The 14,372-nt window shown below is 46.7% G+C and carries 13 protein-coding genes; 12 read left to right on the top strand and 1 reads right to left on the bottom strand.

What is annotated here, in order from left to right:
- Nucleotides 1-67: 67 nt before the first annotated feature.
- Nucleotides 68-256, bottom strand: coding sequence for a 50S ribosomal protein L28 (gene rpmB, locus DP120_RS06425; protein ID WP_084245112.1), 189 nt, complete (start codon nt 254-256; stop codon nt 68-70).
- A 221-nt stretch (nt 257-477) separates the two neighbouring features.
- On the opposite strand from rpmB, the gene DP120_RS06420 reads away from it, so the two are divergent.
- The 12 genes from DP120_RS06420 (at nt 478) to smc (ending at nt 14,363) form a co-directional block, all read left to right on the top strand.
- The gene (locus DP120_RS06420) at nt 478-840 is read left to right on the top strand and encodes an Asp23/Gls24 family envelope stress response protein (protein WP_112222829.1); all 363 of its coding nucleotides are present in this window, start codon (nt 478-480) and stop codon (nt 838-840) included.
- 18 nt (nt 841-858) lie between these two features.
- Nucleotides 859-2,511, top strand: coding sequence for a DAK2 domain-containing protein (locus tag DP120_RS06415; RefSeq protein ID WP_112222828.1), 1,653 nt, complete (start codon nt 859-861; stop codon nt 2,509-2,511).
- Between the two features lie 182 nt (nt 2,512-2,693).
- The gene (gene sdaAB, locus DP120_RS06410) at nt 2,694-3,356 is read left to right on the top strand and encodes an L-serine ammonia-lyase, iron-sulfur-dependent subunit beta (RefSeq protein WP_112222827.1); all 663 of its coding nucleotides are present in this window, start codon (nt 2,694-2,696) and stop codon (nt 3,354-3,356) included.
- A gap of 16 nt (nt 3,357-3,372) precedes the next feature.
- A complete protein-coding gene (sdaAA, locus tag DP120_RS06405) occupies nt 3,373-4,272 on the top strand; it encodes an L-serine ammonia-lyase, iron-sulfur-dependent, subunit alpha (RefSeq protein ID WP_112222826.1) in 900 nt (299 codons plus the stop codon).
- Nucleotides 4,262-6,304 (top strand): ATP-dependent DNA helicase RecG, encoded by a 2,043-nt coding sequence (recG, locus tag DP120_RS06400; protein ID WP_112222825.1) that lies wholly within the window; start codon nt 4,262-4,264, stop codon nt 6,302-6,304. The genes sdaAA and recG overlap by 11 nt, the downstream gene beginning before the upstream one ends.
- A gap of 92 nt (nt 6,305-6,396) precedes the next feature.
- Nucleotides 6,397-6,981 (top strand): transcription factor FapR, encoded by a 585-nt coding sequence (fapR, locus tag DP120_RS06395; protein WP_112222824.1) that lies wholly within the window; start codon nt 6,397-6,399, stop codon nt 6,979-6,981.
- Nucleotides 6,978-7,970 (top strand): phosphate acyltransferase PlsX, encoded by a 993-nt coding sequence (gene plsX, locus DP120_RS06390; protein ID WP_112222823.1) that lies wholly within the window; start codon nt 6,978-6,980, stop codon nt 7,968-7,970. Before fapR ends, plsX begins: the two co-directional genes overlap by 4 nt.
- Nucleotides 7,967-8,902: an ACP S-malonyltransferase gene (gene fabD, locus DP120_RS06385; RefSeq protein ID WP_112222822.1), complete on the top strand. Its 936-nt coding sequence runs from the start codon at nt 7,967-7,969 to the stop codon at nt 8,900-8,902. The genes plsX and fabD overlap by 4 nt, the downstream gene beginning before the upstream one ends.
- Nucleotides 8,899-9,645: a 3-oxoacyl-[acyl-carrier-protein] reductase gene (gene fabG, locus DP120_RS06380; RefSeq protein WP_112222821.1), complete on the top strand. Its 747-nt coding sequence runs from the start codon at nt 8,899-8,901 to the stop codon at nt 9,643-9,645. The genes fabD and fabG overlap by 4 nt, the downstream gene beginning before the upstream one ends.
- Nucleotides 9,646-9,685: 40 nt before the next feature.
- Nucleotides 9,686-9,922 (top strand): acyl carrier protein, encoded by a 237-nt coding sequence (locus DP120_RS06375; protein WP_033543709.1) that lies wholly within the window; start codon nt 9,686-9,688, stop codon nt 9,920-9,922.
- Nucleotides 9,923-10,055: 133 nt separating this feature from the next.
- Nucleotides 10,056-10,811: a ribonuclease III gene (gene rnc / locus DP120_RS06370; protein WP_112222820.1), complete on the top strand. Its 756-nt coding sequence runs from the start codon at nt 10,056-10,058 to the stop codon at nt 10,809-10,811.
- 3 nt (nt 10,812-10,814) lie between these two features.
- A complete protein-coding gene (smc, locus tag DP120_RS06365) occupies nt 10,815-14,363 on the top strand; it encodes a chromosome segregation protein SMC (protein WP_112222819.1) in 3,549 nt (1,182 codons plus the stop codon).
- Nucleotides 14,364-14,372 lie beyond the last annotated feature (9 nt).

Below are 14,372 nucleotides of genomic sequence, written 5' to 3'. Positions count from 1 at the left end.
TAAAAAAATCCCCACGAAAAAATGCCAGGCTGACGATTGTCAGACCTGGCATTATTCATGAGAACGATTAAACGCGCTCAACTTTTCCTGATTTCAATGCTCTTGCAGAAACCCAAACACGTTTCGGTTTGCCGTCAACAAGGATGCGAACTTTTTGAAGGTTTGCTCCCCATGTACGTTTTGTCGAATTCATTGCGTGTGAACGAGCATTTCCTGCGCGAGCTTTACGTCCGCTTACTGCACATACTTTAGCCATGTAAGTACCTCCTCACAAGTGAAGCTGAAAATTATTATAGAATTTCAGTTCGTTTTTCATTTCACATACTTTAATAATTTACCATAGACATTTGGCGTTTGCAACTAATTTTGACGCCCTTTAAAGAAAAAAACCTTTACACCTAAAAACGTCCGCTTTTCTTATATAGGGGTTTGTTGTAGAATGAAAAGAGTGAAATAGGACTCAAGGAGGAATTCTTAATGTCGATTGAAATAAAAAATGACTATGGTCAAATCGATATTTCCAATGATGTGATTGCTCAAATCGCTGGCGGAGCAGCAATTGAATGTTACGGCATTGTCGGAATGGCAACAAAACATCAAATACGCGACGGCCTGACTGATATTTTAAGAAAAGAGAATTTTGCCAAAGGTGTAATTGTTCGCCAGGAAGGCACGGATCTCAACATAGATATGTATGTCATCATCAGTTACGGTACAAAAATTTCGGAAGTCGCATACCAAGTGCAGTCGAAAGTGAAGTATACGATTACGAAAACGCTCGGTATGCCTGTAAAAGCTGTAAATATCTATGTTCAAGGAGTTCGTGTTACGAACCCGTAGGAGGAGGAAGAAGCGGTTATGAAGTCATTAAACGGAATTAAATTCGCCGAAATGGTACAGATGGGTTCTCATCATTTGTTCCAGAATGCGGATTATGTAGATGCATTAAACGTTTTTCCGGTGCCTGACGGCGATACGGGAACGAACATGAATTTATCCATGACATCTGGAGCAAAAGAGACAGATGCAAATGTGCAGGAGCATATCGGCAAAACGGCTTCTGCCCTGTCAAAAGGCCTTTTGATGGGAGCGCGGGGAAATTCCGGTGTTATCCTTTCCCAATTATTCAGAGGTTTCAGCAAATCGATTGCGAATGAAAGTGAGTTATCGGCTTCGAAATTGGCTGAGGCTTTTCAGCATGGGGTTGAAACTGCCTATAAAGCAGTAATGAAACCGGTTGAAGGCACAATCCTGACGGTCGCAAAAGATTCAGCAGCCAAAGGAATGGAATTGGCAAAGGATGAAACGGATATTATCGTCCTTTTTGAAGGAATCGTTACAGAAGCCAAAGCTTCACTAGAACGGACGCCAGATCTTTTGCCTGTTCTGAAAGAAGTGGGAGTGGTCGACAGTGGCGGCCAAGGTCTTGTTTATGTATATGAAGGATTTTTGGCAAGCCTGAAAGGTGAAGAATTGCCTGAGAAGCACGTCAATAATTCCATGAATGACCTGGTCAGTGCAGAGCATCATAAAAACATAGCCGGTTTCATGGACACGGCAGATATTGAATTCGGCTATTGCACAGAATTCATGGTGAAATTTGAAGACGGCAAAAAAGAATTCAACGAAGCAGAATTCCGTACGGATCTCAGTGCTTACGGCGACTCACTTCTTGTCATCGCTGACGACGAAGTGGCGAAAATCCATATTCACTCGGAAGATCCAGGAAAAGTCCTTACATATGGCCAGGATTACGGCAGCCTGATCAGTATGAAAATTGAGAACATGCGCCAGCAGCATATCGATATTGTCGGGGAAGACTTCAAAAAAGAAGGCAAAAAGCAGGAAGCGGTTCATCCATACGCAGTTGTAACGGTAGCGATGGGCGAAGGCGTTGCAGAACTATTGCGCAGCATCGGCGCATCTTATGTCATCGAAGGCGGCCAGACAATGAACCCGTCTACAGAAGATATCGTCAACGCCATCAAATCGGTTTCCGCAGAACGCGTCCTGATCTTACCGAACAATAAAAACATCATCATGGCTGCGGAACAGGCTGCAGAAATTCTTGAAATTGAAGCTGCTGTCGTGCCAACAAAAGACGTTCCTCAGGGAATGGCCGCTTTATTGGCATTCAATCCATCGGCGTCGGTCGAAGAGAACCGCGAAACCATGGCCGGTGCTTCACAGCATGTGAAATCAGGATCGGTGACATTTGCAGTCCGTGATACATCGATTGATGGAATCACCATTAAGAAAGATGATTTCATGGGTATCTCTGAAGGCAAAATCGTCGTATCCGATAAGAGCCTGGAGAGCGTAACTGAAGAATTGGCCAAGAAGCTTATTGACGCTGATTCTGAAATCGTAACAATTCTTTACGGAGAAGACGTTACTGAAGAAGACGCAGAAAAACTTGGTGAATACATCGAGTCGCTGAATGACGAGGTGGAAGTTGAAATCCATAACGGTAAACAGCCGCTTTATCCTTATATTATTTCAGTGGAATAATCAAAAGAGTTTATAATCCGGCGCGGAAAAGGTTCATCCTTTTCTGCGCCGGATTTTTATTTTTTCAAAAAGACAGGACAATGGCTTATGCACGTAGGCTGAAAGCTTTATTATCTTTGTCTAAAGCATCCATATCGTGTAAACTGAAGCTATACGCAAATTGAGAGAAAGGGGTTTGAGCCATGAAGTTCAAATCTGTTTTTGATATAATCGGCCCGGTCATGATCGGTCCGTCATCTTCACATACAGCGGGAGCTGCCCGCATCGGCAGAGTAGCGAGGGACCTCTTCGGGCGGCAGCCTGCTTGGGCAAAGATTCATCTCTATGGCTCTTTCGCCGAAACTTATAAAGGACACAGCACAGATGTCGCCATCGTTGGCGGCCTGCTGGATTACGATACAGACGATGAACGCATCAAAACTTCTTTTGAAGAAGCGGCAGAGGCCGGTATGGAGTTTGAATTTATTCCGGAAACCGGCCACACAGACCATCCGAACACAGCTCGGGTAGTGGTAGGTGACAGCCATTCTGAAATGTCGATGGTAGGAATTTCAATCGGCGGCGGCAAAATCGAAATTACTGAGCTGAACGGTTTTCCACTCCGGCTTTCAGGAAATCATCCTGCGATCCTAGTGGTCCATGATGATCGCTCGGGGTGTATTGCAAACGTTTCCAACTGTCTTTATAAATACGATATCAATATCGGCCACATGGAAGTTTCCCGCCGCCAAAAAGGCGAAATGGCATTGATGGTCATCGAAGTGGACCAGACCGTAGAGCGGTCCATAATGGACGAATTGCGGCAGCTGCCGAACATTACGCAAGTGACAAGGATCGCTGATTGAACAGGAGGAACTATTAATGGATGTTTTATTCCGTAACGTTAAAGAATTGGTTGAACGGGCAGAAAATGAAAATAAATTGATTTCAGAAATTATGATTGAACAGGAAATGCTTATTACCCAGCGTTCCCGTGAAGACATCATGGTTCAGATGGAACGCAATCTGACTGTGATGGAAGAAGCGGTCGAAAAAGGGTTGAAAGGTGTACATTCTGTTTCAGGCCTTACCGGCGGAGATGCTGTATTGCTGCAGGCATATATTGAAAAAGGCAACTCGTTGTCAGGCACTCTGATGCTTGACGCAGTCAGTAAAGCGGTTGCGACCAATGAAGTGAATGCAGCGATGGGCACAATCTGCGCTACGCCGACTGCAGGCTCTGCAGGCGTTGTACCGGGTACATTGTTTGCGGTCAAGAACCAATTGAAACCGACGCGTGAACAGATGATCCGTTATTTGTTCACTTCCGGCGCATTCGGATTTGTCGTTGCGAACAACGCTTCGATTTCCGGTGCAGCAGGCGGATGCCAGGCGGAAGTTGGTTCAGCCGCGGCAATGGCTTCAGCCGCGATTGTGGAAATGGCTGGCGGCACACCGCAGCAAAGTTCGGAAGCATTTGCCATCACGATGAAGAATATGCTCGGACTGGTTTGTGATCCTGTTGCAGGATTAGTGGAAGTTCCTTGTGTGAAACGGAATGCCATGGGCGCATCAAATGCTGTTGTGGCAGCAGATATGGCTTTGGCCGGCGTAACCAGTCGCATCCCAACTGATGAAGTTATCGGTGCGATGTTTGAAATCGGCCAGTCGATGCCGAGTGCGTTAAAGGAAACCGCGAAAGGCGGACTCGCGGCTACACCTACAGGCAAATGGCTGGAATCGAAAATTTTCGGCGGATCGGTAGTCGGCAGTGGCAGGTAAAGATTCTGTCGCTGTCCTGAAGGGCGTCGGCAAACAGGCAGCTGAAACTTTGAAGGAAATGAACATTGAAACGATCCATGATTTGATCATGACATTTCCGTACCGCCATGAAGATTTTCAGCTGAAGGATCTGGTGGATACACCGCATAATGAGCGTGTAACTGTGGAGGGAAGGGTCGAAAGCGAGCCTTCCGTCCTTTTTTTAGGAAAAAATAAATCGCGTACGACAGTCCAGGTGATGGTCGGCCGCCATTTGATCAAAGCGGTTTTCTTTAACCAGCATTACGTCAAAACAAAATTGCATATCGGAGAAATCGTTACGTTGACCGGGAAATGGGACCGTGGGCGACAAATTATCACCGTTTCAAATCATTCGCTTGGTCCCCGTACAGATGGTGCCGATTTTGAACCGGTTTACAGCCTGAAAGGTTCGATGCATCAGAAGACGTTCCGTAAATTGATGCGCCAGGCACTCGATTTGGCAAAAGACGACCTTGAGGAATGCATTCCATCGAAATTTTTGGCGGAATACAAATTGGCGCCACTTACAGAAGCACTCGAGTGGGTTCATTTTCCGCCGGACGGCGAATCGCTGAAACAGGCCCGCCGACGCTTTGTGTACGAAGAACTGTTGATGTTCCAATTAAAAATGCAGGCCTTGCGCAAAAAGAACCGTGAAGAGGAAGGCGGATCATTCATTGATTATGATGTTGATAAGGTCCGCAATTTTGTGCAGTCCCTGCCATACGAATTGACCGAGGCGCAAAAACGTGTCGTCAATGAAATATCCAAAGATATGAAAGAACCGTTCCGGATGAATCGGCTTTTGCAGGGGGATGTAGGGTCTGGCAAGACCGTGGTCGCGGCCATTTCCTTATATGCGACTGTGACTGCCGGTCTGCAGGGAGCGCTGATGGCTCCGACTGAGATATTGGCTGAGCAGCATGCCAATACGCTGGCGGAGTGGTTTGAACCGTTTCCTGTGACAATCGCCTTGTTGACCGGGTCAGTAAAGGGCAAGAAGCGGCAGCTAATTCTTGACCAATTGGCAGCAGGGCAGATCGATATCCTGATCGGCACCCACGCACTTATCCAGCCGGATGTGCAATTCAAAAAGCTCGGGCTCGTAATCACAGATGAGCAGCACCGCTTTGGTGTTGACCAGCGGCGAGTATTGAAAGACAAAGGCTATAACCCGGATGTTCTCTTTATGACCGCGACGCCGATTCCCCGTACGTTAGCCATTTCGGCTTTTGGTGAGATGGATGTCTCTGTAATCGATGAGATGCCGGTCGGCCGAAAAGAAATTCAGACATTCTGGATGAAGAAGGATATGTTCGGGAAAATCGTCGGTCGGATGGAAAAGGAACTTGCTGCCGGAAGACAGGCTTATGTCATCTGTCCGCTGATCGAAGAGTCGGATAAACTCGACTTCCAAAATGCAATCGAGCTATACAGCCAGTTATCAAGTTATTTCCACGGCAAATATACGGTCGGTTTGATGCACGGCCGCCTGCATTCTGATGAGAAAGAAGAAACGATGCGTTCCTTCACTGAAGGGGAGATTGCTGTTTTGGTCTCGACCACAGTCGTTGAAGTGGGAGTCAATGTGCCAAATGCGTCGTTCATGCTGATCTATGACGCAGAACGATTCGGCTTGTCACAATTGCATCAGCTTCGGGGACGCGTAGGACGAGGCAGCGAACAATCCTATTGTGTCTTGCTGGCAGATCCGAAAACTGAAGTCGGTAAAGAACGAATGACATCAATGACCGAAACAAATGATGGGTTTGTGCTGGCGGAGAAGGATTTGAAGCTTCGGGGACCAGGGGACTTCTTCGGCAGGAAACAAAGCGGCCTTCCGGAATTTAAAATGGCCGATCTGATCCATGATTACCGTGCACTTGAAACGGCCAGAAAAGATGCCGAAAGCCTGGTCAATAGCGACGAGTTCTGGACAAGCAGTGAAACCGAATGCTTACGGAACATGCTGGAGGAATCCGGTGCGTTATCAATGGCAAGGCTGGATTAAGAATGCAGGAGCTGTTCATTGGCTCTTGCATTCTTTTTTTGTAGACCATATACTGATATTAGTACCAAGTGCTAATAGCGGGCGGTGACAATGTGAAAAGAACAAAAAGAGAACGGCAAACAGCGTTAAAGGAATCGATAAATGAAAACCCGTTCGTGACCGATGAGGAATTGTCGGCTGAATTCGATGTCAGCGTGCAGACAATCAGGCTCGACCGGATGGAATTATCGATACCCGAACTGCGCGAAAGAATAAAGCACGTAGCGGTAAGGACTTTCGAAGACGAAGTGAAATCACTTCCAATAGATGAAGTGATCGGAGAAATCATTGATATTGAGTTGGACGAAAAAGCGATTTCAATATTCGATGTCAAACCGGAACATGTTTTCCAGCGCAATCAGATTGCCAGGGGGCATCACTTGTTTGCCCAAGCCAATTCACTGGCCGTAGCAATCATGAATGAAGATCTGGCGTTGACTGTAAAATCGGAGCTGCAATTTTTGCGGCCGGTTAAGGCAGGACAGCGTATCGTGGCAAAAGCCACCGTCATCGACAGGCAGCCGGAAAAGAATCGTGCGTTTGTAAAAGTCGTTTCAACGGTGGACCAGGTGACAGTTTTTATCGGTACATTTGAAATGTATCGAATGACGGAACAAAGTGAAGGTGAAGCAGGATGAAAATAGCAGTAGATGCGATGGGTGGAGACAACGCCCCGAAAGAAATAATTGAAGGTGCATTCAAGGCGCTGGAGGAATTCAAGGACTTGGAGATCCAGCTTTTCGGCCACCAGGAAAAAATGCAGGAGTTTTTAAAAGACCACGACAGGCTGACTGTTTTTCATTGTGAAGAGATTATTGAAGCAGAAGATGACCCAGTGCGGTCTGTCAGAAGAAAAAAAGATGCGTCAATGGTCAGAATGGCGCAAGCGGTAAAAGACGGCACAGCGGATGCTTGTGTTTCAGCCGGGAATACGGGCGGATTAATGTCGGCAGGGCTGTTTATCGTCGGCCGTATCGAAGGTGTCGACCGGCCTGCTTTGGCGCCGACACTGCCAACCATTGACGGCAAAGGTTTTGTCATGCTGGATATGGGGGCAAATGCAGAAGCGCGTCCGGAGCATCTTGTTCAATACGCCATTATGGGCAGCATCTATGCCGAAAAAGTACGAGGCATACAGAATCCAACTGTCGGCTTGCTGAATATCGGAACAGAAGAGAAAAAAGGGAATGACCTGACGAAAGCCGCTTTCCCTCTATTGAAAGAAGCGCCAATCAATTTTGTCGGCAATGTCGAATCCCGTGATTTATTGAACGGCGTGGCTGATGTAGTCGTAACGGACGGTTTCACAGGGAATATGGTGTTGAAAACGATTGAAGGCACAGCGATGAATGTTTTTGCAATGATCAAAGATGTTTTCATGTCTTCGATGAAAACGAAATTGGCGGCTGCTCTTGTAAAAGAGGATATACGGGGATTAAAAGGCATGCTGGATTACAGCGAATACGGCGGAGCGGGGTTGTTCGGCCTTAAGGCACCAGTCATAAAAGCGCATGGTTCCTCAAACAGCACCGCATTCTTCAATGCAATCCGCCAGACCCGCACGATGATAGAATTCGATGTGACTGGCACTATATACAACACGTTGAAAAAGGAGCAGTCAGAATGACGAAAATAGCATTTATCTACCCGGGACAAGGTTCCCAGACAGTCGGAATGGGCGAAACCTTTTTGAGCGACGACAGAAGCCGCGGTTTTTTTGACGAAGCGGATAGAGTTCTCGGCATGAAGTTATCCACTCTGATGCTGGAGGGGCCGGCTGAAGAGCTTACACTTACATATAATGCGCAGCCAGCGTTGCTGACGGTTAGCTGTATGATCACTGAACGATTGGCGCGCGAAGGAATTGTACCTTCATACACCGCAGGGCACAGCCTCGGGGAATACAGTGCTTTGGTTGCATCTGGCGTAATGAAGTTTGAAAATGCAGTGGAAATCGTGCATAAACGCGGCCTGTTCATGAATGACGCAGTACCAGCTGGAGAAGGCACAATGGCTGCCATTCTTGGAATGGACGCAAAAGAACTTGAAGAAGTGACGAACCACGTGATGGATACAACTGGTGTCGTCCAGCTGGCCAATTTGAACAGCCCGGGACAGATTGTTATTTCTGGAACGAAAGCCGGTGTCGAGGAAGCTTGCAGGCTGGCTAAAGAAAGCGGTGCAAAAAGAGCGATTCCACTGGAAGTGAGCGGGCCTTTCCACTCCGAGTTGATGCGTCCGGCATCCCAGGATTTATCGGAAGTTCTGAGCAAGGCTTTTCTGATGAATGCCAATGTGCCGGTTGTAGCTAACGTAACAGCGGAAACCGAAACGAATGCTGCTCAGATTCAGGACCTTCTTGTCCGCCAATTGCATTCACCTGTGTTATGGGAACAATCGGTGCGCAAAATGATCGAACTGGGCGTGACGGTATTTGTGGAAATCGGTCCCGGGAAAGTATTGAGCGGGTTAGTGAAAAAAATTGACCGTTCAGTTACTGTATTACCGGTCAACGATTTGGAATCCTGCGAAAAAGCGATAGAGGAGCTGAAAAAATGAGCGACCTTACAGGCAAAACAGCAATAATAACAGGTGCTTCAAGAGGCATCGGCGCTGAAATCGCAAAACGTTTTGCACAAGCTGGAGCGAATGTTGTAGTAAATTACAGCGGCAGCCAGCAAAAAGCGGAAGCAGTGGTTGAAGCGATCAACGAAAATGGCGGCAAAGCCATCGCAGTAAAAGCGAATGTAGCGGACGCAGATGCTGTCAAGGCGATGGTCGACGAAACAATGACCACGTTCGGCACCGTTGATATTCTTGTGAACAATGCAGGGATTACGCGTGATAACCTGATGATGCGGATGAAAGATGATGAATGGGACGATGTCATTAATACCAATTTAAAAGGTGTCTTCGTGTGCACAAAAGCCGTAACGCGCCAGATGATGAAACAGCGCTCCGGCCGCATCGTCAACATTGCATCGATCGTTGGAGTGATGGGCAATGCCGGACAGGCAAACTACGTCGCATCAAAAGCCGGTGTCATCGGATTGACGAAAACAACAGCACGTGAACTGGCAAGCCGTGGAATTACTGCGAACGCAGTGGCACCAGGTTTCATCACGACTGACATGACGGATCAATTGAATGAAGACATTCAAAAGACGATGATGTCGCAGATACCGCTTGGCCGTTTCGGCAAACCGGAAGAAGTGGCGAAAGCCGCCTTATTCCTGGCTTCGGATGAAGCTTCGTATATGACTGGACAAACGCTGCACCTTGACGGCGGGATGGTCATGTAATTTATATTTCTGTATACTGCATTGAGGGGAGGTGACGACATTGGCAACAGTACTGGAGAGAGTAACAAAAGTAATCGTGGATCGTCTAGGTGTAGAAGAGAACGAAGTGAAACTTGAAGCTTCATTCACAGGAGACCTTGGTGCGGATTCATTGGACGTAGTAGAATTGGTTATGGAACTTGAAGACGAATTCGACATGGAAATTTCTGATGAAGATGCAGAAGGCATGTCTACAGTAGGAGACGCAGTTTCTTACATTGAGAAAAAACAAGCTTAAAACTAATTACGATGAAACGAACTTGACGCATAACCGCTTGCAGCTAAAGCGGTTATGCGTCAATTCTATTTTTGCGTTAAAGCTGAAAAACAGGTAAAATTGACGGAAGAACAACATAGGAAGGCAGATAAAAATGGCAATGAAAAAAAACCTCAACCAACAAAAGCCGGGAGTGCTGAAAGAAAGTGTGAAAAATGCTTTTGACCAGCTGCAAAAAGAGCTGGATGTCAACTTCCGCAATCCTGCACTGCTTTATCAGGCTTTCACTCATTCATCTTATGTGAATGAGCATCGAAGAAAAAAATTCACGGATAACGAGCGCCTCGAGTTTTTGGGCGATGCCGTTCTGGAATTATCGGTTTCCCATTATCTTTATATGAAATATCCCGACATGAGTGAAGGCGAATTGACGAAACTTCGGGCATCCATTGTCTGTGAACCGTCACTTGTCCTATTTGCGAATGAACTGAATTTCGGCAAATATATTTTGCTCGGCAAAGGCGAAGAACTGACTGGCGGCAGAACACGCCCGGCTCTTCTTGCTGATGTTTTCGAATCATTTATCGGGGCTTTGTATTTGGATCAGGGGCTGGAACCGGTTGTTTCATTCCTGGAAGTAATTCTTTTCCCTAAAGTGGAGATCGGTGCTTTTTCGCATGTGATGGATTATAAGAGCCAGCTGCAGGAAATTGTGCAGCAGAAAAATTCCGGAGCATTGAGCTACGAAATTATCGATGAAAAAGGGCCGGCGCACAGCCGCATATTCGTAACGCGTGTCACTTTGGCTGATAAAGAATTGGGTGTCGGAAATGGACGTTCCAAAAAAGAAGCGGAACAGCAGGCAGCTCAGCTGGCAATCCGTAAATTGCAGGAAGCAATGGAGGACTAGAGAATGTTTTTGAAGAGATTGGAAGTCATGGGATTCAAGTCGTTCGCTGATCGCATCGGCATCGATTTCGTTCCCGGAGTTACAGCAGTTGTGGGCCCGAATGGCAGCGGAAAGAGTAATGTAACCGACGCGATCCGTTGGGTCCTCGGTGAACAGTCCGCTAAATCCCTGCGCGGCGGAAAGATGGAAGATGTCATTTTCGCCGGCAGTGATTCACGCAAACCCTTGAATTTCGCCGAAGTTACTTTGGTCTTGGATAATACGGATGGACGTGTCCCTCTCGATTACAGCGAAGTAAGCGTAACGAGAAGGGTTTTTCGAAGTGGGGAAAGCGCCTATCTTTTAAATAAGCAAAATTGCCGTTTAAAGGATATTACAGATCTGTTCATGGACTCGGGGCTTGGCAAAGAAGCCTTTTCAATTATTTCACAAGGCCGCGTCGATGAAATCCTCAACAGCAAAGCTGAAGAACGCCGGTCAATTTTTGAGGAAGCTGCAGGCGTGCTGAAGTACAAGCAGCGCAAGAAAAAAGCCGAAGTGAAACTGAACGAAACAGACGAAAACCTGAACCGTGTCCTAGATATTCTTCATGAATTGGATGGCAGAATGGAACCGCTTCAAATCCAGGCGTCCGCTGCAAGGGATTATTTGGATATGAGTGCAGAGCTTAAAGACGCGGATATTGCATTATTGGCATTTGATGCCAGTCGATTAAAGCTGGAGCTTGAACAACTCGGCAGTGATGCTGCTGAACAAAGCACCAAAGAACAGGATTTGGCCGAAGAAATAATAGAAAAAGAACAATCAGTGTCCACTATTCGCAAAAAAATTGCAGAGCTAGATGCTGAAATAGACAGGGAACAAAGCAGTTTGATCGAAGCCAGTTCCGAAACGGAAAAATGGGAAGGCCGCAAATTGCTGATGTCCGAGAAGAAATATAATGCGGAACGGCAGGCTAAAGGGCTGCAGGAAAGTCTTGAGGCCGAACTGGCAGAAAATCAGGTGCTGGCAACAAAACACCAGGACCAGTTAAGATTGCTGGAAGAGAGAAAAGCCGAACAGCAAAAAATCAAGGATTCCATCAGACAGCTGGAAGAACAATTGAGCAGAACGCCAGCAGATATCGAAAATGAAATCGAATCCTTTAAATCCCTCTATATCGAATTGATGAATGAACAGGCAACTGTCAGAAATGAATTGAAGAACATTGATCTGCAAGAGCAGCAGTTATCAGAATCTACAAGCAGAATAGCCCTGCAGCAAAAGGATTTCAGCAGTGAACTCCAGAAGCTCGAAGGGGAAAGAGAGGGAGCGGAGCAGAAGCACGAAACGATCAAAAGGCTTCTTGAGGAAAAACGCCGGCTATACCGTGAAACAGAAAATACCTACCAGCAAATAAAAGACCAATTTGATAAAAAGCAAAATATGCTGTTTCAGGCCTATCAGTCGCAAAAGCAGCTGGACTCAAGAATCGAGACGCTGCAGGAACTGGAAGCCGATTTTTCAGGTTTTTTCCAAGGTGTTCGGGAAGTGCTTCAGGCGCGTGAAAAGAATCAGTTGACGGGTATTGTGGGGGCTGTGGCAGAGATTGCCCAGGTTAACCAGGATTATGCCAAAGCGATCGAGACGGCACTTGGGGCTTCCAGTCAACATATAGTCGTAGACAACGAAGAAAACGCTCGTAAGGCGATTCATTTCCTTCGTGAAAAAAGAGCGGGGCGTTCCACATTCCTGCCCATGACAGTCATGAAGCCGAGAACCATTCCGGAACATACCTTATCGTCGATCCGGCAACATCCGGCGTTTATTAAAATTGCGTTTGAGCTGGTGGAGTACGATTCTGCTTACAGTATGATCATTGAGAACCTTCTTGGTAATGTCATTATTGCGGATGACCTGAAAGGGGCAACTGCAATTGCCAAACTTACCGGGAATCGCTATAGAGTCGTGACGCTTGAAGGGGATATCGTCAATGCCGGAGGTTCGATGACCGGCGGTGCCAATAAAACCCAGGCTTCATTTTTCACCAGGAAAGCGGAACTTGAGCAATTGCTTGTCCAGTCGAAAGAACTGAAACAGACGATTGCCCTTGCTGAAAAAACGGTGCAAAAAGAACAGTCGGAAGTTCACAATACAGAGCGGAAATTGAATGATCTGCGTTCAGAAGGCGAGAAATATCGTGACCTTGAATCCGAACGTGCAATGAAATTACGGGAAATCAATGCGGTGCTCAATACCACGAAAGAGCGTTATAAAGTCTTTCAGGCCGAGCAAAAGAATAAGGGGTCCGATCTGAATTCAGTCACACTCCGAAAAGAAACCGCTTCGAACCGCCTTGGTGAGATTACGGCAGAACTTTCAGGTACTTCAGAAAGAATTGAGGAATTGACGCAGTTCAAACAGCAGAACGAACATGCACGGGATGCCGTCCTGGTGAAATATGCGGACCGGAAATCTCAGCTTGCTGTTATGAAAGAACGGGTAAATCAGTTGACGGACAGTGAAGCTGAACTGCTTGTGCGCAAGGAGAAAAGCGACCGTAAGCTGTCAGAAATCCGATCAGAACTGGAATGGCTCCAATCAGAAGAAGCCGCGAAAGTCTATTCTGATGAAGAAATTATTGATGAAATTGCAAAATGGTCCAGGAAGAAACAGGACGGAACGCAGAAAATCAGCGGATTAAAAGAAAGCCGTCTACAAAACCAAAGCCAATTGATTGCACTGGAACAAGAGTTAAAAGAAATCCAGCGCCTTCATAAGGGCTTTGTGGAAGCGATTCGCATCTGTGAAGTGAAGGCTACGCGCCTGGATGTCCAGATTCAGAATCTGATCGGACAATTGGAAAATAATTATGAATTAACACTTGAACAGGCGGTGCAATTTGAACTGGCGGATGAAGAAGAAGTTGTGCGCAAGAAAGTTAAATTGCTGAAGCAGTCAATTGAAGAACTGGGGCCAGTCAATATCGGCTCCATCGAGGAATTCGAGCATGTAGAGGAACGCCACAGCTTCCTGACCGAACAGCGCAACGATCTGAACGAGGCAAAAGAGACCTTGCGTACGGTCATCCGCGAAATGGATGAAGAAATGACGACGCGTTTTGATGGAACTTTCCATGCCATCCGCACGCAATTCCAGCGTGTTTTCAAGGAATTATTCGGCGGGGGCTCTGCAGATCTTGTGCTTACCAATCCGCAGGACATGCTGGCAACCGGAGTGGAAATCATCGCACAGCCGCCCGGCAAGAAACTGCAGACCCTCAGTCTGTTATCCGGCGGCGAGCGGGCGTTGACAGCGATTGCCTTATTATTTGCCATTTTGAATATCCGTCCGGTACCGTTCTGTATTCTCGATGAAGTGGAAGCGGCACTCGACGAATCGAATGTTGTGCGCTATAGCCAATACTTGAAGAAATTCAGTGAAGATACACAATTTATCGTCATTACGCACCGCAAAGGGACAATGGAAGGCGCGGATGTCCTATACGGCATCACGATGCAGGAATCAGGCATATCGAAGCTCGTTTCCGTAAAACTGCAGGAACAATTATAAACAGAGGAG

This window comes from Planococcus halotolerans, assembly GCF_003289955.1.
In the GTDB taxonomy this organism is placed as follows: Bacteria; Bacillota; Bacilli; order Bacillales_A; family Planococcaceae; genus Planococcus; species Planococcus halotolerans.
This window is presented reverse-complemented; position numbering and strand designations above follow the sequence as displayed.